Annotated in this window: 25 protein-coding genes; 10 read left to right on the forward strand and 15 right to left on the reverse strand. The window is 64.6% G+C overall.

What is annotated here, in order from left to right:
• Positions 1-120: 120 nt before the first annotated feature.
• The 4 genes from ACZ1A1_RS05840 to ACZ1A1_RS05855 all read right to left on the reverse strand — a co-directional run bounded on the left by ACZ1A1_RS05840 (position 121) and on the right by ACZ1A1_RS05855 (position 3588).
• The gene (locus ACZ1A1_RS05840; RefSeq protein ID WP_415215041.1) at positions 121-882 is read right to left on the reverse strand and encodes a hypothetical protein; all 762 of its coding nucleotides are present in this window, start codon (positions 880-882) and stop codon (positions 121-123) included.
• 243 nt (positions 883-1125) lie between these two features.
• Entirely contained in the window at positions 1126-1725 is a 600-nt protein-coding gene (locus ACZ1A1_RS05845; RefSeq protein WP_463619159.1) for a transglutaminase-like cysteine peptidase, read from the reverse strand.
• A 481-nt stretch (positions 1726-2206) separates the two neighbouring features.
• Positions 2207-2818, reverse strand: coding sequence for a PilZ domain-containing protein (locus ACZ1A1_RS05850; protein WP_313195015.1), 612 nt, complete (start codon positions 2816-2818; stop codon positions 2207-2209).
• Positions 2819-2919: 101 nt separating this feature from the next.
• Positions 2920-3588 (reverse strand): PAS domain-containing protein, encoded by a 669-nt coding sequence (locus tag ACZ1A1_RS05855; protein ID WP_463619160.1) that lies wholly within the window; start codon positions 3586-3588, stop codon positions 2920-2922.
• A 290-nt stretch (positions 3589-3878) separates the two neighbouring features.
• Here ACZ1A1_RS05855 and ACZ1A1_RS05860 point away from each other — a divergent pair, with 290 nt between their 5' ends.
• Together ACZ1A1_RS05860 and ACZ1A1_RS05865 are read left to right on the forward strand one after the other, a co-directional pair.
• Complete coding sequence (locus ACZ1A1_RS05860; RefSeq protein ID WP_463619161.1) at positions 3879-4622, forward strand: rhomboid family intramembrane serine protease; 744 nt, start codon at positions 3879-3881, stop codon at positions 4620-4622.
• A 186-nt stretch (positions 4623-4808) separates the two neighbouring features.
• Positions 4809-5237, forward strand: coding sequence for a CBS domain-containing protein (locus ACZ1A1_RS05865; protein WP_313195012.1), 429 nt, complete (start codon positions 4809-4811; stop codon positions 5235-5237).
• Positions 5238-5342: 105 nt separating this feature from the next.
• Here the strand turns inward: ACZ1A1_RS05865 and ACZ1A1_RS05870 are convergent, their stop codons facing one another.
• The 3 genes from ACZ1A1_RS05870 to folE form a co-directional block, all read right to left on the reverse strand.
• A complete protein-coding gene (locus ACZ1A1_RS05870) occupies positions 5343-6305 on the reverse strand; it encodes a patatin-like phospholipase family protein (RefSeq protein WP_313195011.1) in 963 nt (320 codons plus the stop codon).
• A 354-nt stretch (positions 6306-6659) separates the two neighbouring features.
• On the reverse strand, positions 6660-7112 hold the full coding sequence (hisI, locus tag ACZ1A1_RS05875; RefSeq protein ID WP_463619162.1) for a phosphoribosyl-AMP cyclohydrolase: 453 nt from the start codon (positions 7110-7112) through the stop codon (positions 6660-6662).
• Positions 7113-7148: 36 nt separating this feature from the next.
• Positions 7149-7760, reverse strand: a complete 612-nt coding sequence (folE, locus tag ACZ1A1_RS05880) for a GTP cyclohydrolase I FolE (RefSeq protein ID WP_463619163.1) — start codon at positions 7758-7760, stop codon at positions 7149-7151.
• A gap of 332 nt (positions 7761-8092) precedes the next feature.
• Between folE and ACZ1A1_RS05885 the strand changes: the two genes are divergently transcribed.
• The 3 genes from ACZ1A1_RS05885 to ACZ1A1_RS05895 all read left to right on the forward strand — a co-directional run bounded on the left by ACZ1A1_RS05885 (position 8093) and on the right by ACZ1A1_RS05895 (position 9667).
• The gene (locus ACZ1A1_RS05885) at positions 8093-8539 is read left to right on the forward strand and encodes an iron-sulfur cluster assembly scaffold protein (protein WP_463619164.1); all 447 of its coding nucleotides are present in this window, start codon (positions 8093-8095) and stop codon (positions 8537-8539) included.
• 225 nt (positions 8540-8764) lie between these two features.
• A complete protein-coding gene (gene yidD / locus ACZ1A1_RS05890; RefSeq protein ID WP_463619165.1) occupies positions 8765-9133 on the forward strand; it encodes a membrane protein insertion efficiency factor YidD in 369 nt (122 codons plus the stop codon).
• 3 nt (positions 9134-9136) lie between these two features.
• Positions 9137-9667, forward strand: coding sequence for a DUF1697 domain-containing protein (locus ACZ1A1_RS05895; RefSeq protein WP_463619166.1), 531 nt, complete (start codon positions 9137-9139; stop codon positions 9665-9667).
• Between the two features lie 18 nt (positions 9668-9685).
• On the opposite strand, the gene ACZ1A1_RS05900 is transcribed toward ACZ1A1_RS05895, so the two are convergent.
• The 3 genes from ACZ1A1_RS05900 to ACZ1A1_RS05910 form a co-directional block, all read right to left on the reverse strand.
• Complete coding sequence (locus ACZ1A1_RS05900) at positions 9686-9916, reverse strand: hypothetical protein (RefSeq protein ID WP_463619167.1); 231 nt, start codon at positions 9914-9916, stop codon at positions 9686-9688.
• Position 9917: 1 nt separating this feature from the next.
• The gene (locus tag ACZ1A1_RS05905) at positions 9918-10433 is read right to left on the reverse strand and encodes an OmpA family protein (protein ID WP_463619168.1); all 516 of its coding nucleotides are present in this window, start codon (positions 10431-10433) and stop codon (positions 9918-9920) included.
• A 116-nt stretch (positions 10434-10549) separates the two neighbouring features.
• Positions 10550-10909: a hypothetical protein gene (locus tag ACZ1A1_RS05910; protein ID WP_463619169.1), complete on the reverse strand. Its 360-nt coding sequence runs from the start codon at positions 10907-10909 to the stop codon at positions 10550-10552.
• A 335-nt stretch (positions 10910-11244) separates the two neighbouring features.
• On the opposite strand from ACZ1A1_RS05910, the gene thrS reads away from it, so the two are divergent.
• Positions 11245-13218 (forward strand): threonine--tRNA ligase, encoded by a 1974-nt coding sequence (gene thrS, locus ACZ1A1_RS05915; protein WP_463619170.1) that lies wholly within the window; start codon positions 11245-11247, stop codon positions 13216-13218.
• 145 nt (positions 13219-13363) lie between these two features.
• On the opposite strand, the gene ACZ1A1_RS05920 is transcribed toward thrS, so the two are convergent.
• Entirely contained in the window at positions 13364-14350 is a 987-nt protein-coding gene (locus tag ACZ1A1_RS05920; RefSeq protein WP_463619526.1) for a hypothetical protein, read from the reverse strand.
• Positions 14351-14455: 105 nt separating this feature from the next.
• Here ACZ1A1_RS05920 and ACZ1A1_RS05925 point away from each other — a divergent pair, with 105 nt between their 5' ends.
• From ACZ1A1_RS05925 to ACZ1A1_RS05935, 3 genes are all read left to right on the forward strand, one after another.
• Entirely contained in the window at positions 14456-15040 is a 585-nt protein-coding gene (locus tag ACZ1A1_RS05925; protein ID WP_119258250.1) for a nitroreductase family protein, read from the forward strand.
• Positions 15041-15044: 4 nt separating this feature from the next.
• Positions 15045-15653, forward strand: coding sequence for a flavin reductase family protein (locus ACZ1A1_RS05930; RefSeq protein WP_463619527.1), 609 nt, complete (start codon positions 15045-15047; stop codon positions 15651-15653).
• Between the two features lie 147 nt (positions 15654-15800).
• A complete protein-coding gene (locus tag ACZ1A1_RS05935; protein ID WP_415215026.1) occupies positions 15801-16928 on the forward strand; it encodes a DUF2336 domain-containing protein in 1128 nt (375 codons plus the stop codon).
• A 15-nt stretch (positions 16929-16943) separates the two neighbouring features.
• Here ACZ1A1_RS05935 and ACZ1A1_RS05940 read toward each other — a convergent pair whose 3' ends face one another.
• Together ACZ1A1_RS05940 and parE are read right to left on the reverse strand one after the other, a co-directional pair.
• Entirely contained in the window at positions 16944-17375 is a 432-nt protein-coding gene (locus tag ACZ1A1_RS05940) for a hypothetical protein (protein WP_463619171.1), read from the reverse strand.
• A gap of 70 nt (positions 17376-17445) precedes the next feature.
• Complete coding sequence (gene parE, locus ACZ1A1_RS05945; protein ID WP_463619172.1) at positions 17446-19524, reverse strand: DNA topoisomerase IV subunit B; 2079 nt, start codon at positions 19522-19524, stop codon at positions 17446-17448.
• A 208-nt stretch (positions 19525-19732) separates the two neighbouring features.
• Here parE and ACZ1A1_RS05950 point away from each other — a divergent pair, with 208 nt between their 5' ends.
• A complete protein-coding gene (locus ACZ1A1_RS05950) occupies positions 19733-20617 on the forward strand; it encodes an alpha/beta hydrolase (RefSeq protein ID WP_463619173.1) in 885 nt (294 codons plus the stop codon).
• A gap of 10 nt (positions 20618-20627) precedes the next feature.
• Here the strand turns inward: ACZ1A1_RS05950 and ACZ1A1_RS05955 are convergent, their stop codons facing one another.
• Entirely contained in the window at positions 20628-21245 is a 618-nt protein-coding gene (locus ACZ1A1_RS05955) for a hypothetical protein (RefSeq protein WP_463619174.1), read from the reverse strand.
• A 17-nt stretch (positions 21246-21262) separates the two neighbouring features.
• Positions 21263-22840: a caspase family protein gene (locus tag ACZ1A1_RS05960; RefSeq protein WP_463619175.1), complete on the reverse strand. Its 1578-nt coding sequence runs from the start codon at positions 22838-22840 to the stop codon at positions 21263-21265.
• Between the last annotated feature and the right edge of the window lie 131 nt (positions 22841-22971).

A 22971-nucleotide genomic window follows, 5' to 3' on the forward strand; every position in this document is an offset into this window, starting at 1 on the left:
TCTCGGATTGCATATGCCGTCCGCTTGCGAGCTGCCGCGACGACCGTTTGAGGCACAATAGCCACACAGCGTTACCAATCGGTTTATGATGAATTATTGGTTTCACAGGTTGGCCGTGTTTTATCGGGTGCGGGTGGTCGAGGCAGGGCGGCCGTTTTCGACGAGGGATGCGGCGAGATAATCGCGTACGCGCGCCTCCATCGCCTGCCACTGCGGCAAAAGTCTGCTCGAAAAACGGTAAAGCACAGAAAGATCGCGGCCGATGTGGATATCGCGCTGGCAATCCGCGCTGGTCGATTGCGATTCGTCCGCCGGCATCATGCAGCGCACCGCATAGTCGGAGCCGTCGGGCAGCGTCCCGGTGAAGAACACCTCGCCGCCATAGCCGGAATTCTCCCGCAGCGGCTGCATCGTCAGGCCGGCCGGGCCGGGTTCCGTCCGGTCGTCGAACAAGTGGCTATAGATCGGCGCCAGCCGGCCGGACATGTCGCGCGACATGGTGCTTTGCGAAAGATTGAGGAAAATCAGGCTCTCGGGCCGCGTCGCATCGTTGAAGCGGATGCGCTCGGCGTTGGAATAGCCGTTCATCTCCGGCCAGGTGAGGTAGAGATCGACGCGCTCCGTGCGGCCCGGCCGGCGCTGCTCGTCGAAGCGGATCGTATTGGCGGGAAGGCGGATCTGGTCCTGGCCGATCACGACGTCCACGGCCTCGGTGCTTTCGGTATGGCCGGCAAGCGCGATGCGTTCGCCCAATGCGCGGCCGGCGACGCTGATGGCGACTGTCAGCCCGGCGAGAACCGCGACGCCGACGGTCAGGCGCGTCAGCAGGCGATTGGAGATGAGCGGGGCATGGTCCTCGTTGCCGGTTGCCGTCGCAGCCATGTCGCCTCGCGCTCCTTCGACCCGTCCATTCCGGGACACTTGGGCGGAGGGTCTGCCAACATGGTTAATTTTCGGTTGAGGATTCGGGCGGCATGCCCTCGAAAAGGGAGCGGCCGGTTCCGGGACAGGAGAACCGGCCGCAGGGCCAAGGTCGGGGACGGGGATTGGGGGACTGACCGGGCCCTTTCTGTTGCCCGGCGAAGCCTCCGGGCAGTCTCTTCGCGCGCCTTGGGGCGCTGGTTCTTACCTGACGCTACCGACAGCCTCGGCGCGGCCATCCTGCAGCTTGACCCACTTGCCGGCATTGGCCGACGACTGGCGCTTGAGGAAGCGGTATTCGGTCTCCGACCAGAGCAGGACCTTGTTGCGCATGTTGTCGAGCACGAAGTCGCCGCGGTCGGTGCGCACGGTCAGGACCGCATGGCCTTCGCCGTTCGGCTGGAGGACGACGGTGATCAGGAGGTTCGCGGGCGAGATGCCGGCTTCCATCAGGCGCTTGCGCTTGATGAGGACATAGTCCTCGCAGTCGGCGGCATATTCCGGATAGGCCCACTTCTCCTCGACGCCGTAGATTTCCATGTCGGTCATCGGCATAAATTCGGTGTTGGCGGCATAGTTGACGTTGAGGATCGTCTTCCAGTTTTCCTGCGTCAGCCTGAGCGGGCCGTCGTCACGGCCGTTCGGGCCGCATTCGCTGGCATTGAGCTTGCAGAATTCGTAGTGGCCGATCGGCTGGTTGGTCGCGCCTGCGAGCGGCGTATTGGCCGGCAGCGCCATGGCAGCCTGCGCCGAAACCAGAGAAAGGAGGAATGCAAACGTCCCTGTCTTGATGATTTTTGTCATTGCTATGTCCCCGTTCGATGAGGCGACAATGACAGGTATGTTTTGAGCTTGCGCGAAAAGACGAAGTAGAACTTAGTTCAAATCAAGATCGTATAAGCATAAAACAAGAATAGAATTTGAGATTGATTTGAACTGTATTTGAAGCGAATTTGATTAAAATTGTAGCGAATACGCTCGCGGCTGCGGGCTTTCATCTTCCAGTCATGCTGCTGATTCATAATCGTTTTTCGATTTAAGCAGGTGATATTGGGCTGGGCTTGGCTTATTGGAAGCCGGAATTTCCACGCGAATGAGCGCTGGCACAACATAGTCGTCGGGCATAATGCGTACTTGCATCGCTGCGTTTTTCCCGATGATGGACTCGCGCGGCAGAATTTTTTTGATTTTCTTTTTCGAGAATGTGTTCCGAACCGGGCTGAAACAGCAAAGGGCCCGCAGGGCCCTTTTTGAAGCAATATCGGCTTTCGGCTGTGCCGGAATGCTACAGGAATGCCGTAAGGGCTTCCCGCGACTGGACGGACGAGAACTCGATGGCGACGCCTTCCTGGAAGTGGCGCACGACTCGCCCCTTCATGTTGCCGAGCTGGACGGGCGTGCCGAGGGCAGGGCGGACGTCGATGTCGACGGCGGCGCCCGAAAGCGAAAGGTCGATGATGCGGCAGGGATAGCGCCGGCCGTCGTCGAGCGTCAGGTCGGTGCGCGTATTGCGCGGCGTGAGGCGGTCGTGGCGGCGGTCTTCCGGCAGGCCGAGCTCGTGCCGGTTGGCGATCCAGGTGAGCTGGGCCGCGAGCTTTTCCCGCTTGCGATCCGTCGCGTTCAGCTGGATGACGAAGCCGTCTTCGCGCAGGATCGCGACGGAACCCTCGATGCGGCCGACATGGTCGATATAGGCGATGATGCGCTCGCCCATCCGGGGACGTGCGCTGCAGACGAAGCTGGCGTCGCCCGGCGACATGTCGAGGGCGGTGCAGTCGAATTCGTCATGGCTGGCGAGCATCAGGCGGCCGGGCAGGTTCACCGAGACGCGCTGGAAGTTGCGCTGGTCGGGTTGCGCTGCTCTGGGTGCCGGCGATGCTTGCTGGAAAGAGTACATGAGCGCGCGTGCCTGATCGTCCTATCTCTTTCCAAGACTTAACCTTTCGGGGTTAACAGAAGGTTTTCCGGAACGGGAAAATGTCGCCTCGGGTTGTGGTTTCAGCAACCTTTGGGCGATGTGGGTTGCGTTTCCGCCGATCCGCCGTCCTTCCGCCCGCCCTCGAAAATGCGCAGGTGCATCACCCGGCTGATCTTCTGGCCGAGGCCGGCCGGGCGCATGGCCATGACGGAGGTGGGCATGGGGATCGGCGGGCGGTTGCCGGCCAGATCGTCCTTGCGCGCCGGGTCGATGACCGAAAGCGCATCGAGCGTCGCATAGCGGAAGGCCGAGAGCGGCTGGCGCTGGCCGGGCAGGGGGGCGAAGGTGCCGATGATGCGGTCGGCCGTCCGGCCGGCGGTCGCAAGCGGCAGCAGCACGATTTCCGCCTCGGTATTTTCCAGCGCGCCGTCGACGAGCCGGATCCGCATGATCGCGGGCACGGCCTCGGCCATGACGTTTTCCGCCATGCGGGCCACGCGGCTGCGCTGGTCCGGGGCAAACAGCGCGTCGAAATCCATGCCCTTCAGCTCGCGGGCGAACTGGGCGCACAGGCGCGTGCCGGCGAGGCGAAAGCGCGGCGCATGCAGCCGGCCATACTCCAGCATGAAGACATCCGGCAGGATCGCCGCGATGTCGGCGGGTTCGATGGTGCTCCGCAATGGCACGGCGCGCTCGCCGCGCTGGCGCGTCCAGTAATCGTAAAGCGTGGTTGCGGCCCTGGTATGCATGCTCGTCTTTCCGTCTGCTCTGTCCCGCTACGGCACGCCGGAGGCGGTGCAGGGGGCATTTGTGAGAGGCCGTGCGAGTTTCGTGCCAGCCGGATATTAAGGTTAACCATTGGTTTCCATTGCGCGACCGGCCGGCTTGAGGGAACATCCGACATCCCTTCACGAGGGAATGGTTTACTGCACATCTGTTTCGCCCCGGGGATTGGGGGCACCGGCCGTCGGCGAAAGCTGCACGGCCTTTCTTTTCTCGATATAAGCACGAATCGATTTTTGAGTTGGGTGGTTCGGTCATGAGTAACGACGGCGTGGAAGTACAGGGTGACGGGTTCGAGACCCGCAAGCGGGAGCCGGCGTTCAACCTGCCCGGAAGTCTCGTCTTCGTTCTCGGGCTGCTGACGCTCGTCCATCTGGTGCGCACCTATGTCCTGTCGCCGTCGGCCGACGAATACGCGCTGCTGGAATTCGCCTTCATCCCGGGGCGCTATGCCGTTCCGTTCTCCGAGTGGGACCTGAGCTGGCTGTGGAGCCCGGTCACCTATTCACTGCTGCATGGCGGCTGGGAGCATCTGATCTTCAATGCGTTCTGGATGGTCGCCTTCGGGGCGCCCGTCGTGCGGCGCATCGGCACCGTGCGGTTCTTCCTCTTCTGGTGCCTTTCGGCCATCGCGGCCGTCGCCTTCCACACGGCCCTGCACTGGGGCGCGATGATCCTCGTCGTCGGCGCCTCGGGCGTCGTTTCCGGCCTGATGGGCGCGGCGGCACGCTTCGTCTTTTCGCCGAGCGGGCGCGTCAGCCGGCAGTTTGCCCATCTCAACCGCCGGCTCACCATCCCCGAGGCGCTCTCCAACCGCTCCGTGCTGGTCTTTTCCGGCATCTGGTTCCTGACGAACTTCCTGATCGGCTTCGGCCAGATCTTCGGTTCGGTGGCGGCCGGCGGGGCGGTAGCATGGGAAGCGCATATCGGCGGCTTCCTGTTCGGCTTCCTGTTTTTCCCGATCTTCGACGTCGACGCGGCCGAGAGCCGGCGGGATTAACGATAGTCTATTAGCCGTCTTGCAATCGCCTCTTTCGTGGCGCACCATGACATCGTTCCGGTTCGCACATGCACACCGGAACAGGGTTGCATCCGCAAGGAGGAAGGGATGCCGCCCCGTACTTGGCAGGGCATCCCTGCGCGGATGTCCCGCCTCTCAGCGTCATGATGCACACGGGAGGTACGCATGTATGTAAAGACGATACTGGACGAAAAAGGCCGCAACGTCGTAACCGGCGGCCCGCAGCTCACCGTAAGGCAGGCTGCCGTCTATCTGCATGAAAATCATATCGGCGCCATCGTCATCGTGGATCGCAATGACCGCATCGCGGGCATTTTGACCGAGCGCGATATCGTGGCCGCCATCGCCCGCAGCGGCGGCGAATGCCTGGACAAGCCCATTTCCTCCATCATGTGGGGCAATGTCCATCGCTGCGGCGAAAGCCAGACGGTCGAGGAGCTCATGGAAATGATGAGCACGCTGCGCGCCCGCCACATCCCCGTGGAAAAGGACGGACGCCTCGTCGGCATCATCTCGATCGGCGACGTGGTGAAATCCCACATCCGCGCGATCCAGCACGAAGCCGAAGCCATCAAGGCCTATATCGCAAGCTGATACGGCACCGAACGGGTTCGGGCGGAACGATCCTTGTCGCTCCGCCCGCCGCCCGTTTCCTGTTTTTGTGCAAGTCCCGGTCGCGTGTCCCGGAAAAGCCCGCATTCAGCGGGCCGTCACCATTTCCAGCATCCGCTTGATCTCGAAAATCCGCGCCTTGCCTTCAAGGTAGCCGCGCTCGATGGATTCGCCGGCGCGGTGGAATTCCGAAAGGCCAATATCGGCCAGTTTCGGATGCAGCGCGAGGTCCGGTGGATCGCCGGCAAGGCGTGCGCGGGAAATGCGGTCCTGGATGATGTTGAAGGACTGCACCATGACGCTCGTCAGTCCCAGCCGGGCGGCGCTGTCCTCCTGCTTCTGCTCCTCGATCTTCTGCGGGCCCGCGCTATGCTTGATCACGGCCGAGCGACCGTAGAGGTCGTAGTTGAGGTTGACGGCGACGACCAGAAGCTCCTCATGCGCCCGGCAGACGGAAACGGGCACCGGGTTCACCAGGGCGCCATCCACCAGCGTGCGGTTGTTGCACTTGATCGGCTCGAAGATGCCGGGCAGGGCATAGGACGCGCGCAGCGCGGTGATCAGCGAGCCGCTGTTGATCCAGACCTCGTGGCCGCTGTTGACCTCCGTTGCCACCGCGACGAAGGGCCGGTCGAGATCCTCGATCGAAAGGTTTTCGAGATGCTCCTGCATGCGCTTGGTCAGCCGCATGCCGCCGAAGAGGCCGGAGCCGCGAATGGTGAAATCGAGGAGGCTTGCGATGCGCCGCATGGTGAGCGAGCGGGCGAAGGTCTCCAGCTCGTCGAGCTTGCCGGCAAGATAACAGCCGCCGACAAGGGCGCCGATGGAGGTGCCGGCGATCATGCCCACCTCGATGCCTTCTTCCTCCAGCGCCCGGAGAACGCCGATATGGGCCCAGCCGCGGGCGGCGCCGCCGCCGAGGGCAAGGGCGATCTTCGGCTTGCGCGGCGGGGCCGGCGCGGGAATGTGGGAAACGTCGTTCATGGAAGGTCCGCCGGGATCCGAGGCATCCGCCGTTACGAGGCTACGATTGAAACTCCAGTTCAACATTCCGGACCTCCGTTCCCTAAAGGAATTCGCGGTAAGGCAAACGGTTCCGCCACTTGGCTGCCCTCGGGAGCACAATAAATGGCAGAATAGTTGCAATCTGTGACGCGGGGAACTTTCGGGACAGAAAATCCCGGAAAGAGCACTTTTATCGAAGCGAAAGATGGGGTCCTGCCCCGGATATCGCTACCCCTTCTGGAGGTGGCGTCGGAAACCTTGCAAAACGCATGCGAGCGATGGGGTTCCATATCCTGATCCGCATGGCGGGGATAAGGTCCGCCATGCTTGGATTAGGCGACCCGACAGGTTGCCAAATGGTAAACCCGTGCCGGAACGGGACGCTATTCTTCGAGATGCTTAATTTTTGTTGTAGACGGCCGCCGGGTCGAATTGCGGCTCGCCGCCGGTGATCGTCAGCACCGCGCCGTCCGGGCCGTTGGAGACCGTGCGGTAGAAGCAGGAGCGGCGGCCGGTGTGGCAGGTGGCGTCGTGGCCGGCGACGGAGACCTTCAGCCAGACGGCGTCCTGATCACAATCCGTCCTGAGTTCCACGACGGTCTGCAGGTTGCCGGAGGTCTCGCCCTTCTTCCAGAGCGAATTGCGCGAGCGGCTCCAGTAATGGGCGATACCGGTCTCGATGGTCAGCGCCAGCGATTCGGCATTCATGTGGGCGACCATCAGCAGTTCGCCGTCCTTCGCATCCGTCACGACGGCGGTCACGAGGCCGTTGTCGTCGAAACGGGGGGTGAAGGCCGGGCCTGTCTCCAGCTCGGCCTTGTCCGTGGAGGGGGCTTGGAAGGTGATCGGCATGGCGGTCGGCTCCGTCGGGTGGAGCCGGCTTTCGGCCTAGCTCCGGATCATCGTCATGAACCGGACCTGTTCGGTCGGCTCGGTCTTGAAGGCACCGGTAAAGGTGGTGGTGAGCGTTGTCGAGCCCTGTTTCTGGATGCCGCGCATGGCCATGCACATATGCTCGGCCTCGATCATCACGGCGACGCCCCGCGGGTTCAGCGTTTCGTCGATGGATTTCGCGATCTGCGCCGTCATCGTCTCCTGCGTCTGAAGGCGGCGGCCGAAGATCTCCACCACGCGGGCGATCTTGGAAAGGCCCAGCACCCGGCCGTTCGGAAGGTAGGCGACATGCGCCTTGCCGATGATCGGCACCATATGGTGCTCGCAATGCGAGAAGAACGGAATATCCTTCACCAGCACCATGTCGTCATAGCCGGCGACTTCCTCGAAGGTGCGGCCGAGCACGTCCTCGGCGGCAAGGTCATAGCCGGAAAAGAGCTCGCGATAGGCCTTGGCGACGCGCTTGGGCGTATCGATGAGGCCCTCGCGCTGCGGATCGTCGCCGGCCCAGCGGAGCAGCACGCGAACGGCGTCTTCCGCCTCCTTCTGCGTGGGGCGGCCGGCATCATCCTCGACGCGGGGAAAATTGGTGACTATGGCGTCCATGGACCCATTGACCTTTCTGCAGGTTACCTGACGTGTTTATCGGACTCGCCACTGGCCATTCGCCTAACCCTGCAGGCTTGGGTTCCGTTGGCGGGCTCCGGGGCTTTCGGGTCGTCGCTCATCAGTGCGACCGACCGTCCGGCACGGTTTCCCAAACAACAGGTGATGGTTCGGCACTTGCAAAACCCTCACCCCAATACGAGTTATCATATAGTATCGAACAACCACTGCGAAAGAGGCCCGAGGCGACACGCCGTGCTTTTTTCCCGACGAGGCCGGAATAATCTCCTCGGATCATTGAAGATTCCGCAAAAAGCGCGGAAGACAGGGCCATGATGGACGATATCTATAACAGCCGTATTCTCGAATTCGCCGGCAACATCCCGCGCATCGGCACCCTGCCGGATGCGGACGGCGAGGCCTGCGCCCATTCCAGGCTCTGCGGCTCGCGGGTGAAGGTCTATCTCAAGCTCGACGGCGATACCATCAGCGATTTCGCCCATGAGGTGAAGGCCTGCGCGCTCGGCCAGGCGTCCTCCTCGGTGATGGCGCGCCATGTGGTCGGCGCGACGGTGGCGGAAATCCGCAAGGCGCGCGAGGACATGCTCGCCATGCTGAAGGCCGACGGCGAGGGGCCGACCGGCCGCTTCGAGGAGATGCGCTTCCTCAAGCCCGTCAAGGACTACAAGGCCCGCCACGCCTCCACCATGCTGACCTTCGACGCCGTGGTCGACGCCATCGGCCAGATCGAGGCCAAGCGGCTGGAAACGGCCGGGTGAGGGCGGTGTTTGCGGTGGTCTCCGCGTCCACCCCCCTCTGCCCTGCCGGGCATCTCCCCCACAAGGGGGGAGATCGGAAAGACGTCAGGTTGTCGTCCAGTTCGCAGCATCAGTGTTGGATCGAGACAAAGCTCCATCCAATCTCCCCCCTTGTGGGGGAGATGCCCGGCAGGGCAGAGGGGGGTATGCCGCCGCACGCGTCTCCATTAACGGAGAAGCACACCGATGTGTAACGCCCCGGACTGCGACCACCCGTCCGACCGCCTGCGCCACAAGGGCCGCAACTGGAACGGCCCGTTCCGCAAGACGCCGGGGCGGCTCTTCGGCATGGGCCTCATCCGCCTCTACCAGCTCACGCTCTCCGGCTTCATCGGCAATTCCTGCCGCCACCTGCCGACCTGCTCGGAATACGGCTACGAGGCAGTCGCCCGCCATGGCCTGTGGCGCGGCGGGTTCATGACGCTCTTTCGCGTCGCCCGCTGCGGACCGGGCGGCACGCATGGCTTCGATCCCGTGCCGGAGGCGCTGGAAGCGCGCCTTGCCTGGTGGGCGCCGTGGCGGCTGTGGCGCGTCTCGAAGGCGGAGCGCGGCTGAGCGGTGGAAACCTATGTCGCCCTCCTGCACTCCATCGTGCTTTCGCCCGGAAAGCGGGTGGTGATGGCGGACCTGAAGGCGATGGCCGAAGGCCTCGGCTTCCGCAACGCCCGCACGCTGGCCGCCACCGGAAACCTCGTCTTCGAGGGCGAGGCCGCACCGCTCGGCGAAATCGAGGCACGGCTGGAAGCAGGCTTCCGCGCAAGCTTCGGCAAGCATGTCGACATCATCGCCCGCACCGCCGAAGCCTGGAAGCGCCTTGCCGCCGGCAATCCCTTCCCGCAAGGCAACGGCGCCGACGTCGTTGTGCGCGCCATGCGCGCGCCGCTCGACGAAAAAGCGCTGGCAAGGCTCGAAAGCCACGCGACACCCGGCATCCGCCTTGCCCTTTCACACGGCGACCTCTGGATCGATTTTGCCGCAAAGCCGAGCGAGACGAAGCTGCTCGCGCACCTGACGACGAAGAAGCTCGGCATCGGCACGCTGCGCAACGCCAATACGGTCAACGGCCTTGCGAAAATGCTTCTTGGATAGCCGCCCGGCGGTGTCCCCTCATCGGAGAATGGCAGCGATCATGATTGCGGCGAAGGCGATGAACATGACGCTTCCGACGACGATCGTCGCCACCGCCTGGGCGGAGATATAGGTGCCGGCCACCCCGCCGATCACATGGGGCCATGCGCTGCGGCCCTTCTGTTGCGAGATGGGATATCCGCAGGCGGGGCAGGCGAGAGCCTTTTCCGAGACCTTGCCGTCGCATTCCGGGCATATGATCAGGGCCATGTCAGTCTCTCGCGATGATGAATTCGACACGACGGTTCTTCTGGCGTCCTTCCGGATTGTCCGAGCCGTCGCTGTTCTCGTTTGCCGCCACGGGCGTGCTTTCACCCTTGCCCTCCGTCGCCATGGACGACATCACGCCGCTATCGGACAGCCAGCTTTTCACCGAGGCCGCCCGGCGTTCGGACAGGCGCTGGTTATAGTCGTCGCTGCCTTTCGCGTCCGTGTGCCCGATGATGGTCACCGACGTCTGCGCCATGGCCTTGAGGGCGTCGGAGAGCCTTCCAAGAACCGGGCGCGCGTCGGCGCGGATGTCGGATTTGTCGAAATCGAAGAGGACGTCGCTCGGCAGGTTCAGGATGATGCGCTCCCCCTCTCGCCTCGCTCCAAGCTCGGTGAGGGTGTTCTCCGTCTTGACGCGGACTTCGGCGTCCATGTCCTTCAGCCCGAAGGACGAGGCCTGCGAGGAAAAGGACCCGGTGCTTTCCGCCGGCTTCTCGCCGAACTTCGACGCGGGCATTTTAAATTCCCGGAACAGAGACGGCTGGTCACCGACCGGTCCGGCATCGAGCGTGAGCGTATAGGCGGCGGCTGTCGTGGGGATCGCGAGGAGGAACCCCAGGACCGCGCTCCCCTTCATTGCTTCAGCTCCAGGGGAACCGTCACGCCCGGCGCCGAGGTGTCGTCGCCGGTATTGCCGGGATTGAAGACGAGCGAGACCTTCGTCACCTCGGCGGGTAGTACCCCGGGAAACACGAGATCGCCTTCCATCGTCTGGCCATTGCCGATCCGCATCCATTTGTTGTCGGCGATCTGGCGCAGGTGGAGACGGTCCTGCTCGCCTTCGCCCCAGGCGATATAGGCGTTCTCGTTGTCGTTCATGTTGACGCTGTTCGTCTGGTGGCTGTCGAAGCTCGCCAGCAGGCGGACCTTGGTGGCATCGTCGCCGACCGTGACCGATTTCACCTGAACCGTCAGGCCGACCGGAACGCTCACCTGGCCGCCTGAAATCGTAAAGCTGCGTTCTTCCGCGAAAGCTGCGCCCGGCAGAAGCAGTGCGAGAGCGAGAAGTGATTTCCTGAGCAAAAGAATGCCTCCCCTATGCCGATAATATCGATTCCAATACCTATGGTCCTTATCGGATAAAAGAAGTGGGCGCATTTTAGGCAAAGTGCGAATTTCCACGGCGGTTCGCGGCCGCTCTCAAAGAATATCCCCTTCCAATCACCCCGTTTTCTTCGTATATCGCAGGCGCTACGTGCCGGCGCATCCGGCCTTTTCACTCGCATACCACCCGCATTCGTTGGCGGGACTGGATAGGAGATTTTTGAATGTCTGCACCTGTTTCCCTGACTTTTCCCGATGGTTCCGTCCGCGATTATCCCGCGGGCTCGACCGGGCGTGACGTGGCCGAGGCGATTTCCAAGTCGCTGGCCAAGAAGGCGGTCGCGATTGCGCTCGACGGCGAGCTGCGCGATCTCTCCGATCCGGTTTCCAACGGGCGGGTCGAGATCATCACCCGCGAGGACGACCGCGCGCTGGAACTCATCCGCCACGACGCCGCCCATGTGATGGCCGAGGCCGTGCAGGAGCTGTGGCCCGGCACGCAGGTGACGATCGGCCCGGTCATCGACAACGGCTTCTACTACGACTTCGCCAAGGACGAACCCTTCACGCCCGACGATCTGCCGAAGATCGAAAAGCGCATGAAGGAGATCATCCAGCGCAACAAGCCCTTCACCAAGGAAGTCTGGTCGCGCGACAAGGCCAAGGAGGTCTTCTCCGCCAAGGGCGAGAAGTACAAGGTCGAGCTGGTCGATGCGATCCCCGAGGGGCAGGACCTCAAGATCTACTACCAGGGCGACTGGTTCGACCTGTGTCGCGGCCCGCACATGGCCGCGACCGGCCAGATCGGCACGGCCTTCAAGCTGATGAAGGTCGCGGGCGCCTATTGGCGCGGCGATAGTAACAATCCGATGCTGACGCGCATCTACGGCACCGCCTGGCGCACGCAGGAGGAGCTCGACACCTATCTCAACATCCTCGCCGAGGCCGAGAAGCGCGACCACCGCCGCCTCGGGCGCGAAATGGACCTGTTCCATTTCCAGGAGGAAGGGCCGGGCGTCGTCTTCTGGCACGGCAAGGGCTGGCGCATGTTCCAGACGCTCGTCGCCTATATGCGCCGTCGTCTCGCCGGCACCTACGAGGAGGTGAACGCGCCGCAGGTGCTCGACAAGTCGCTGTGGGAAACCTCCGGCCACTGGGGCTGGTACCGCGACAACATGTTCAAGGTGACCGTCGCCGGCGACGAGACCGACGACGAGCGCGTCTTCGCGCTGAAGCCGATGAACTGCCCGGGACATGTGCAGATCTTCAAGCATGGCTTGAAGTCCTACCGTGAACTGCCTGTCCGCCTTGCGGAATTCGGCAACGTGCATCGCTATGAGCCGTCCGGCGCGCTGCATGGGCTGATGCGCGTTCGCGGTTTCACGCAGGACGACGCGCATGTCTTCTGCACCGACGAGCAGATGGCGGCCGAATGCCTGCGCATCAACGATCTCATCCTGTCGGTCTACAAGGACTTCGGCTTCGACGAGGTCGTGGTGAAGCTCTCCACCCGCCCGGAAAAGCGCGTCGGCTCCGATGCGCTTTGGGATCGCGCGGAAAGCGTCATGATGGACGTGCTGAAGCAGATCGAGGCGCAGTCCGGCGGGCGCATCAAGACCGGCATCCTGCCGGGCGAGGGCGCGTTCTACGGGCCGAAGTTCGAATATACGCTGAAGGACGCCATCGGCCGCGAATGGCAGTGCGGCACCACGCAGGTCGACTTCAACCTGCCGGAACGCTTCGGCGCCTTCTACATCGACCAGGCCTCGGAAAAGCGCCAGCCGGTGATGATCCACCGCGCCATCTGCGGCTCGATGGAGCGCTTCCTCGGCATTCTCATCGAGAACTTCGCCGGGCACATGCCGCTGTGGATCGCGCCGATGCAGGTGGTCGTGGCGACGATCACCTCCGAAGCGGACGACTATGCCCGCGAGGTGGCCGACAAGCTGCGCGAGGCGGGCCTGACCGTCGAGACCGATCTTCGCAACGAGAAGATCAACTACAAGGTCCGCGAGCATTCGGTGACCAAGGTCCCGGTCATCATCGTCTGCGGCAAGCGCGAGGCGGAGGAACGCTCCGTCAACATCCGCCGCCTCGGTTCGCAGAACCAGACGGCGATGTCGCTGGACGAGGCGATCGAGGCGCTGTCGCTGGAGGCGATGCCGCCGGATTTGAAGCGCAAGCTCGGCAAGGTTTGAGGCGAGGGGCGCTTGCCCCTCATCCGCTTGCCGGCACCTTCTCCCCGCAAGCGGGAGAAGGGACTTGTGGCAAGGCGGTGCGACATCTTCCTTCTCCCTGCTTGCGGGGAGAAGGTCGCGGCAGCGGGATGAGGAGCTTTTCCGCCTAGTCTACCACGTCCTCGGCAGCGGCCTTCTGGTCGTTCGCCTTCTCGTCGAGCAGCACCTCGACATCGGTGTTCACGCCGGCCTTCACCTGGAAATCGCGCTGATAGATCCTGTTCTTGTTGCGGGCGACGGCAATGTAGCTGCCTTCCGCCAGGACGAGCGTCGGGAACGCGCCGACGCTTTCGGAGACCGTGTCGCCGGACGAGGTGAGGATCGACCAGGCGGTGTCGGCGATGGCCTCGCCGCCGGGCTCGGAGACGAGCTTCAGCGTCAGCTTGGCGGCGCGGTGCTGGATGGTGGCGCGCGTCAGTTTGCCGGCTTCCACCTGGATATCCGCACGGATCACGGCATTGACGTCGCCATAGTCGGAAACGACGTGATAGGTGCCGGCATTGAGCCGCACGACGGAATTCGGCTTCACGTCGTCCATCACGAGGTTGCGCTCGCCATCCTCGCGCACTTCGGCGGAATAGATCGCAAAGCTCAGCTCCTTCGGCGGAATGCGCACATCCGCGCCGGAAACGGCATTCAGCATGATGCCGCCGGCATCGAGCACCATGACCTGCTTGTCGACGGAGCCTTGTTCGGGGACGACGAGCTTCTTCGTCGCGCCGGCCCGGCCGAAGGCGACATTGACGAAATATTCCCCGGGAACGAGGTGGAAGGCGGCCGTGCCACCCTCGGAGGTGGCCAGCAGCGGCAGCTTGCCGTCGGCGGCGGGAATGGGCGAGAAGACGCGCCAGGTCAGGCCATGCTGCATCGGCTGGCCGTCCTTGGTCAGCAGCGCCTCGCAGGTGACGTCGCGCAGGTTCGCCGGCGTCGCCTCGCCGGTGACGACGGGGTTGAAGGACATCACCTTGCTGCCCTTCAGCGGCGTCGTGATCTGCGAAAAGCTCTCGAGCGAATCCTGCGCGCGCGCCGGCACGAAAGAGGTGGCAAGGCTCGCGACGGCGAGGCCTGCGGCGGCGACGGGATGGATACGCATGCGCATGGGAACGGTTGACTTCCTGACTGTAAGGCTCCACTTGAAGGCCCGGCTAATGGCATTTTCAAGGCCGCGCCGGCGGCACGATATTGGAACTCCCTCGCGATGAAAACCGAAATAAAGCTGATCGATTATCTTTCGACCCGCCGGTCGATCCCCGCCTTCCAGATGAGCGCGCCCGGCCCCTCGAAAAGCGAGGTGGAGGAGATGCTGAAGCTCGCCTCGCGCGTGCCGGACCACGGCAAGCTCGCGCCCTGGCGCTTCATTGTCTATCGCGGCGAGGAACGCCAGCGGATCAGCGAGGCGCTGGCCAGGATCGCGCTCGCCGACAAGCCGGACCTTTCGGAAGAAATGGTGAAGGTGGAGAACACGCGGCTCACCCGCGCGCCGGTGGTGATCGCCGTCGTCAGCCGCGCGGCGCCGCATTTCAAGATCCCGGAATGGGAGCAGGTCATGTCGGCCGGCGCCGTCTGCCTCAACCTGGTGATGGCGGCGAACGCCCATGGCTTCGCCTCGAACTGGCTGACGGAATGGTATGCCTTCGACGAGCGCGCTTATCCGATCCTCGGCGTCGAGCCGGGCGAGAAGGTCGCCGGCTTCATCCATGTCGGCACGCCCACCGTTCCGCCGACCGAGCGGCCGCGGCCGGAGCTTGCCGAAATCGTCACATGGGTCGGCGATGACGCCTGACGCGCTGTTCTACGAGACGGCGGAAAACGCCCACGGCCTGAAGCATGATCCCTTCAAGGCGATCGTCGCGCCGCGCCCGATCGGCTGGATCGGCACGAAGGCGGCGGACGGGCGGCGCAACCTGTCGCCCTATTCGTTCTTCAACGCGGTGAGCGACAGGCCGAAGCTCGTCATGTTCTCCTCCAGCGGCCACAAGGACAGCGTGACGAATATCGAGGCGACCGGCGTCTTCACCTGCTCGCTGGCCAGCCGGCATCTCGCCGAGGAGATGAATGCGAGCTCGGTCGCCGTGCCCTACGGCGTCGATGAGTTCGATATCGCGAAACTGACGCCGGTGGCCGGCCGGCTCGTCGATGCGCCCTATGTCGGCGAGGCCCATGCGGCGCTCGAATGCCGGGCGACGCAGATCCTGCGGCCGCTCGGCCTCGACGGGTGCGAATCGGACAACTGGGTGGTGTTCGGTGAGGTCGTCGGCATCCATATAAGCCGGGAAATCCTGAAAGACGGCATGATCGACATGGCCGTCGCCCGGCCGCTCGGGCGGATGGGCTACATGGACTATTGCGACGGCGGGGCGGAAGTCTTCGCCATGACGCGGCCGAAGGCCGGGTGAGGGTGGATCCTCGGGCTCGACCCGAGTATCCACTCGCTGGGCAACATTCATCGCCTCACCGTCCGGTTAATGGATATGGTGAACCAATCTTAAACACTTTGGCGATAACGTGGTCCCCGTAGCGTTTACAGGCGTTTGGGGCGTCCATTGATCGTTCATGCATTTCTCCGTTGGGTCGAGACAGCGCGGGCCGCCGACAGGGCGAAGGCCGCCAGCGTGCTGGCGCGGGCCTATAGCCGCTCGCGCATTGCGCCGGACGACCGGCACGCGGCGGAGATGGCGATGATCTTCCTGCTCGACGATCCCGCGCCGAAGGTACGGCTCGCGCTGGCGGAAGCCCTTGCCGAGAGCGAGGACGCGCCACGCGCCGTCGTGCTGCCGCTGGCGGAAGACCAGCCGGAAATCGCCGCACATGTCATCCTTTGTTCGCCTGTGCTGACGGATGCCGATCTGGTCGATCTGGCCGCCAAGGGCGGCGACATGACACGCACGCTGATCGCGCATCGCGCCTCCGTTTCGCGGCCCGTCTCGGCGGCGCTTGCGGAAGTCGGCGAGACGCCGGAAATACTGGCGCTTCTCGAAAACGAAGGCGCGGCGATCTCCCGCCGCAGTTTGACGCGAATCGCCGACCGGCTCGGGCATGACGCGGAAATCCGCGCGCTCCTGCTCGACCGGGCGGACCTGCCGAGCGATGCCCGCCATGCGCTGGTCGAGAAGATCGGCTCGGCGCTTGCCGGCTTCGGGCTGATCCAGGCTGCCGTCGGCACGAGCCGGGTGGAGCGCATCACGCGCGAGGCCTGCGACGTCGCGACGATCGGCATGGCCGCCGAAGTGGGAGCGGCCGAAATGCCGGCGCTCGTCGAGCATCTGCGCATCGCCGGCCGCCTGACGCCGGTCTTCCTCATGCATGCGCTGTGCACCGGCCGCGTCGAGTTCTTCGCGGCAGCCATCACCAATCTCTCGGGACAGGCGGAACGGCGCGTCCGCTCGATCCTTTCCGACGGCCGCGAGGCGGCGGTGCGCGCGCTCTACGAGACGGCCGGCCTCGGCCGCGATATCAGCGCGCTCTTCGCCGAGGCGACGATGCTCTGGCGGAGCGAGGCCAAGGGCGGCGACGGCCTGCTCTCGGTCTGCGAGCGGTTGCTCGCCCGCGCCCGCGCCACGGGCAACGCCTCCTGCCAGTCCATGCTCGAACTGGTCGAGCGGCTTGCCATTGCCGAACAGCGCCAGACGGCGCGAAGCTACGCGCTCATCGCGACGCGGGAAGCGGCGTAAGTAGCGCGCTTCCGATCAATCGGCGAAGCGCTTCACGACCCAGGAATAGCCGCCTTCCGCATAGCGGACCGGCGTGGTGACGGCGGCCTTCAGGGAGGCGGCGTCGGGGATGGCCTTTTTCACGAAGGCGAGCGTGCGGGCGGCAAGGCCCTGCCGCGCCTGTTCGGTTTCCACGGGGACGGGGGCTTCGTTGCTGGTCGCCGTTTCGGCCGGCTTCGGATCGGGCGCGGGTTCGGTCACCTCGGCCGTCATGCGGTCGCCCGAGGTCTCGCAGACAGCGACGATGACCGGGTAGTTCGCGTTCTGGTGCCGGTTGATATAGGTCTCGGCCTGTGCGTCGCAAAGCGCCACGGTCTGCCAGCTCCGGTCGACCGTATCGATATAGTGGCACTGGGTCGCGCTGTCGTCGCAGCCCATGATCGTCATGACGATGAGCGCAGCTTTCATGGCCGTCCTTTCCGCGTTGGATGGTCCAGGTTAGAGGCCGGCATTGCCGCGAAAATATGGCGGCAAGGCCTCAGATATCGAGGTTGTCGGCGAAGACGGCGCGCTCCTGGATGAAGCGGAAGCGGGCCTCCGGCTTGGTGCCCATCAGGTCGTCCACCGCCGTGCGCGTGCCCTCGAAATCGACGTCGTCGATCGCCACCTTCAGGAGCGTGCGCTTGGAGGGGTCCATCGTCGTTTCCTTGAGCTGCGCCGGCAGCATCTCGCCGAGGCCCTTGAAGCGGCCGATCTCCACCTTGCCGCGCCCGTTGAATTCCGTACGCATCAGTTCCTCGCGGTGCGCGTCGTCCCGCGCATAGAGCGTCTTGCCGCCCTGGCTGATGCGGTAGAGCGGCGGCACGGCGAGGTAGAGGTGCCCGCCGCGGATGAGGTCCGGCATCTCCTGGTAGAAGAAGGTGATGAGCAGCGAGGCGATATGCGCGCCGTCGACGTCGGCGTCGGTCATGACGATGACGCGCTCGTAGCGCAGGTCCTCGTCGCGGTATTTCGAGCGCGTGCCGCAGCCGAGCGCCTGCACCAGATCGGAAATCTGCTGGTTGGCGCCGAGCTTTTCCCGCCCGGCGCTGGCGACGTTGAGAATCTTGCCGCGGAGCGGAAGGATGGCCTGGTTGGCGCGGTTGCGCGCCTGCTTGGCCGAGCCGCCGGCCGAATCGCCCTCGACTATGAAGAGTTCGGCACCGTCGGCCGAGCTCTGCGAGCAGTCGGCGAGCTTGCCGGGAAGGCGCAGCTTGCGCACGGCCGTCTTGCGGCTCACTTCCTTTTCCTTGCGGCGGCGCATGCGCTCTTCCGCGCGCTCGATCACCCATTCGAGCAGCTTGGCGGCTTCGGCGGGATTGTCGGCAAGGTAATGGTCGAAGGGGTCGCGCAGCGCGTTCTCGACGATGCGCTGGGCCTCGACGGTGGCGAGCTTGTCCTTGGTCTGGCCGACGAACTCCGGCTCGCGGATGAAGACCGAGAGCATGCCGACCGCCGAGATCATCACGTCGTCGGTGGTGATGGCGGCCGCGCGCTTGTTCTGCGTCAGCTCGGCATAGTTCTTCAGGCCCTTGGTGAGCGCAATGCGCAGGCCCGCCTCGTGCGTGCCGCCGTCGGCCGTCGGGATGGTGTTGCAATAGGAATGGATCAGCGAATCGCCGCCGTACCAGGTGACGGCCCATTCCAGCGAGCCGTGGCCGCCCGACTTCTCGCTCTTGCCGGCGAAGATCTCGCGGGTGACGGTGTAATCCTTGCCGAGCGTCGCCTGCAGGTAGTCCTTCAGGCCGCCGGGGAAGTGGAAGACGGCCTTTTCCGGCGTCTCGGAGCCTTCCGGCAGCAGCGAGGGATCGCAGCTCCAGCGGATTTCCACGCCGCCGAAGAGATAGGCCTTGGAACGGGCCATGCGGAAGACGCGGCCGGGATCGAAACGGGCATGCGCGCCGAAGATCTCCGGGTCGGGATGGAAGCGCACCCGCGTGCCACGACGGTTGTGCACGTCGCCGAGATCCTCCAGCGGCCCGAGCGGCTTGCCGCGCGAAAAGCGCTGGCGGTAGAGCTTGCGGTTGCGCGCGACCTCGACTTCGAGGAGGTCGGACAGCGCATTGACCACCGAGACGCCGACGCCATGCAGGCCGCCCGAGGTCTCGTAGGCCTTGCCGTCGAACTTGCCGCCGGCATGGAGCACGGTGAGGATGACCTCCAGCGTCGACTTGCCGGGCATCTGCGGATGGTTCTCGACCGGGATGCCGCGGCCGTTGTCGGTGACGGTCAGGCAGCCGTCCGCATCGAGATTGACCTCGATGAAATTGGCATGGCCCGCGACGGCCTCGTCCATCGAGTTGTCGATGACTTCCGCGAAGAGATGATGCAGCGCCTTCTCGTCCGTGCCGCCGATATACATGCCGGGGCGCATGCGCACGGGCTCGAGGCCCTCCAGCACGCGGATGGCCGAGGCGTCGTAGCCGCCGGAGCCATCGGCCGGGGCGGCGGGCGCCGGCACGCTTTCGCGGGCAGGGACCGGAGCGGGCGTGGGCACGGGCTTGTCCTCCGCCGCGGCGGGCTGCCGGGCAGGCTCGGAAGGCATGGTGGCGAAAAGGTCGTTATTGTCGTCTTGCATGGGCCGTTCAGAGTTTGTTCCGTTTGCCGGTTCTTCCCGCCGATCCATGGGGATCGGGGCCGGCAAGGATGAGGTCGTCAGCGAATCACTGGCGACTCTGCCAGATTCCGTGGGTTTTCGCGATGTCCGGACGCGCCAACCGCCGGGCGAGGATTGCTTTGCGCGCGGACGGATGGCAAGTATCGCCAGCCTAGGGGAGCCTCACTTCATGCGTCAGTCCACAGTTCATTCTCTCCGCCGGCTGATTCTGGCCGCGCTCTTCGCCGGTTTTACGGCCGACAGTGCCGCCGCGCTGACGCTCAAGCCCTGGAAGGACGAGCTCTTCGGCTATCCCGCTGTGGTCGAGACGACGGACAATGGTGCGCTCCGCGTCGTCGATTACCAGGAGATGCGCGACATCAACGGCCGCGACCAGGTGCCCGAACGGCGCGTCAGATCGGCTTATGTCTCGACGGCGGTGAAAAAGGCGCAGCAGAACCTGACGGTGGATACGCCCGCCGGGCCGATCGACGTGGCGATGACCGGCAAGGGCGAGGGGGCGTCCTTCACCGTCATCTTCATCCACGGCCGGGGCGGCGACCGGCGGCTCGGCAACAACGACTGGAATTTCGGCGGCAATTTCAACCGCATCAAGAACCTCGCCGTGCAGAACGGCGGCGTCTACTACGCGCCGAGCGTGTCCTCCTTCGACGATGCGGGCGCGGCGCGCATCTCCGGCCTGATCCTGCGCGCCAAGGCGCTTTCGCCGGACAGGCCCGTCATCCTCGCCTGCGCCTCGATGGGCAGCTTCATCTGCGCCCGCGTCGTGCGCGATGCGACGGCGGTCAGGAGCCTTTCCGGCATGGTGCTGATGGGCGGGGCGGCGGATGGCGATTATGCGAAGACCCCGGCCTTCAAGGCGAAGCTGCCGGTCTTCTTCACCCATGGCGACAGCGACAGCGTCTATGCGGCCAACGACCAGATCGCCGTCTTCCGCAAATTGCTGAAGGCTGGCATTCCGACGCGCTTCGTGCTGTTCCAGACCGGAGGCCACGGCACGCCGGTGCGCATGACCGACTGGCGCGAGACGCTGAACTGGATCTTCGCGCAGTAAACGTTCCCGCTCAGATCGAGCGCAGCAGGACCTTGGTCGAGCCGACGGCGGCGGCGATGTCGCGGTAGTGGCTGGCGCGCTTCTCCGAATTTTCCGAGGCGCGCAGGAGCTGCGTCTGCGCCTCCTCGATGACCTGCCGGGCCTCTTCCATCGCCTTTTCGAGATTGCGCTTGCGGACGGCCGTATAGGTCTTGGTCTCCTTCATGCGCGCATTGCCGCGCGAGCGCATGCGCGGGGCCTTTGCGTCGAGATTGGCGGCCTGGATGCGCCCGAGCCGGCCGGCGGCGCGCTGGACGATCTGCCGGGCCTCGTCATAGGCTTTGCCCTTCGGGATGCGCTGGGCGATGTCGAGAAGGCGCTGGCGCAGGCAATCGATGCGGTAGACCGGGTCATAGGCCGCGCATTCGGCGCTGGCGGCGTTGATGTTCTTGACGATGGAATGGGTGAGGTAGTCGGTCGGCGTCGGCGTATCCATGAGGCCGCGGCTCGATCCGGTGGCGATTCCCGTTGTCGCACCGCCGCCCGGCGCGGGGGCCACCTGACCGTAGGCCTCCGGCATGGTGCCGAGGGCAAGCGCCGTGGCAAGGAAGGCGGCTCCGAACGCACGCACCGTTTCAGGCTTTCCCATCGTCCTTCCGCCTCCCGCTACTGTGTCTGCCCGAAGGCCATGCGCATGCTGCGCTGGGTGCCCGCGCCGAGATCGCCGTCTATCGCGCCGGTATAGAACCTGTTGCGCCGGAGTTCGGCCTGTAGGGCGCGCCGGGTTTCCGGCTTGAACATGGTCGGGCGGTTGGTGAGCTGCGCCAGCACGTCGTCGACGCCGGCGCGCAGCGCCTGGTAGAGATAGGCGGCGGCATCCTCGGGCGTCTTGCCGGGAATGATGCCGTCGTCGATGAGGGCGGCGACGTTGAACATGGCCTGCGGATGGCGCAGGTCCGCCGCCCTGATGAAGAGCTCGACCGCCTTCTTCGGATCGCGCGGCAGGCCCTCCGTTCCCTGGTAATAGAGGAAGCCGAGATCGTTGATGGCATCGGCAAAGCCGAGATCGGCGGACCTGCGGTAGAGCTTCAATGCCTCGGGCACGTTCTGCGGCGTGCCGATGCCCTTTTCATGGAGCTTGCCGAGCTCGAACATGGCCTCCGCATCGCCGGCCTCCGCCGCCTTGCCGAAGAGCCTGAAGGCCTCGGACGGCTGGAACTTCGCCGAATCCGGCGAGAGCGCCATGTAGCCGAGGCCGATCATCGCGCGGGTGTTGCCTTCCTCGGCAAGGCTTGCGAGCTGCGCCGCCTGGTCGGGCTTCAGCGCCTGCCACTGGCCGGCCTTGTCGGCGATATCCGCGACCTTCGCGTCCTCGCCGGCAAGGAAGAAGGGCGCGCCCGAGAGCGAGCCGTAGAAATGCGGCTGCTGGCGATTGGCCGTCAGGCTCATCACCCGGTCGCGGACCTGTCGGAAGACGAGGCCGATCTCGACATCGGGACGCGGCAGGCTTTCGAGGATGGCGCTGGTGAAGGGGCTGTGCTCGCCTTCGCCGTCGAGCGCCACCTTGCCGCCCTCCGCGGCATAGACGACGAGCATGCCCTGCGCGGGATCGGGTGCGGCGAGCCCGTCGCCCGTCGCCGACGCGCCGGCCATGCCGGCCGTCGCGGCAAGGTCGTAGGAGGCGGGGAAGGGATTGTTGCGGCAGGAATCGAGAATGACGATGCGCAGCTTGCGTGCCCTGGCGACGCTGCCGAGCACCGAGCGCAGGCTGACCGCCTGCTCGGGGATCTTTCCTGGATCGTCGACATGTATGTCGACGGGAATGAGATAGTTCTCGCCCGCCGCCTCGACGCCATGGCCGGCATAGTAGACCATGGCGATATCCGCCGTTTCCGACTTGCGCGAGAAGGCGGATATCGCGTCCTTCATCTGCGCGAGCGGCACGTCGATCGCAAGATCGACCGTGAAGCCGAGCCTTTCGAGCATGGCGCCGACCGCGCGGGCATCGGCCTCGGTGTTGCGCAGCGGCGAGATGGAGCTATAGGCGGACATGCCGACGACGAGCGCGACGCGCCGTGCGCTGACTTCGAGTGAAGCCAGCGTCTCCTCGGCCGTCACGCGGCCGACGGGGGATTTTATCGGCATCAGGCCGCGCGTCTGCGCCTGGCCGTCCTGTGCCGCCGCGCCGCCGGCAAGCAGGAGCACGGCCATGGCGGCGGCTATGCGGCGTCGTGAGGGAAGCATGCGCCCCGTCCATCCTGCATCGATCGATCTCGGCCTTGCTCCATTACGTTTCACGAACGCGGAATATTCAAGCCCGCGCGCGGCAGAACGCACCTTTTCTTGACGGCCCCGATTTGCTACGCCCCATGCCA

The organism is Shinella sp. R2-11 (assembly GCF_055330205.1).

Bases quoted from the DNA above. Each gene is read 5' to 3' on its own strand.
- ACZ1A1_RS05840 (WP_415215041.1), bottom strand. From the start codon at position 882: ATGGCTGCGACGGCAACCGGCAACGAGGACCATGCCCCGCTCATCTCC.
- ACZ1A1_RS05845 (WP_463619159.1), bottom strand. From the start codon at position 1,725: ATGACAAAAATCATCAAGACAGGGACGTTTGCATTCCTCCTTTCTCTG.
- ACZ1A1_RS05850 (WP_313195015.1), bottom strand. From the start codon at position 2,818: ATGTACTCTTTCCAGCAAGCATCGCCGGCACCCAGAGCAGCGCAACCC.
- ACZ1A1_RS05855 (WP_463619160.1), bottom strand. From the start codon at position 3,588: ATGCATACCAGGGCCGCAACCACGCTTTACGATTACTGGACGCGCCAG.
- ACZ1A1_RS05860 (WP_463619161.1), top strand. From the start codon at position 3,879: ATGAGTAACGACGGCGTGGAAGTACAGGGTGACGGGTTCGAGACCCGC.
- ACZ1A1_RS05865 (WP_313195012.1), top strand. From the start codon at position 4,809: ATGTATGTAAAGACGATACTGGACGAAAAAGGCCGCAACGTCGTAACC.
- ACZ1A1_RS05870 (WP_313195011.1), bottom strand. From the start codon at position 6,305: ATGTTGAACTGGAGTTTCAATCGTAGCCTCGTAACGGCGGATGCCTCG.
- hisI (WP_463619162.1), bottom strand. From the start codon at position 7,112: ATGCCGATCACCTTCCAAGCCCCCTCCACGGACAAGGCCGAGCTGGAG.
- folE (WP_463619163.1), bottom strand. From the start codon at position 7,760: ATGGACGCCATAGTCACCAATTTTCCCCGCGTCGAGGATGATGCCGGC.
- ACZ1A1_RS05885 (WP_463619164.1), top strand. From the start codon at position 8,093: ATGATGGACGATATCTATAACAGCCGTATTCTCGAATTCGCCGGCAAC.
- yidD (WP_463619165.1), top strand. From the start codon at position 8,765: ATGTGTAACGCCCCGGACTGCGACCACCCGTCCGACCGCCTGCGCCAC.
- ACZ1A1_RS05900 (WP_463619167.1), bottom strand. From the start codon at position 9,916: ATGGCCCTGATCATATGCCCGGAATGCGACGGCAAGGTCTCGGAAAAG.
- ACZ1A1_RS05905 (WP_463619168.1), bottom strand. From the start codon at position 10,433: ATGCCCGCGTCGAAGTTCGGCGAGAAGCCGGCGGAAAGCACCGGGTCC.
- thrS (WP_463619170.1), top strand. From the start codon at position 11,245: ATGTCTGCACCTGTTTCCCTGACTTTTCCCGATGGTTCCGTCCGCGAT.
- ACZ1A1_RS05920 (WP_463619526.1), bottom strand. From the start codon at position 14,350: ATGCGTATCCATCCCGTCGCCGCCGCAGGCCTCGCCGTCGCGAGCCTT.
- ACZ1A1_RS05925 (WP_119258250.1), top strand. From the start codon at position 14,456: ATGAAAACCGAAATAAAGCTGATCGATTATCTTTCGACCCGCCGGTCG.
- ACZ1A1_RS05940 (WP_463619171.1), bottom strand. From the start codon at position 17,375: ATGAAAGCTGCGCTCATCGTCATGACGATCATGGGCTGCGACGACAGC.
- parE (WP_463619172.1), bottom strand. From the start codon at position 19,524: ATGCAAGACGACAATAACGACCTTTTCGCCACCATGCCTTCCGAGCCT.
- ACZ1A1_RS05950 (WP_463619173.1), top strand. From the start codon at position 19,733: ATGCGTCAGTCCACAGTTCATTCTCTCCGCCGGCTGATTCTGGCCGCG.
- ACZ1A1_RS05955 (WP_463619174.1), bottom strand. From the start codon at position 21,245: ATGGGAAAGCCTGAAACGGTGCGTGCGTTCGGAGCCGCCTTCCTTGCC.
- ACZ1A1_RS05960 (WP_463619175.1), bottom strand. From the start codon at position 22,840: ATGCTTCCCTCACGACGCCGCATAGCCGCCGCCATGGCCGTGCTCCTG.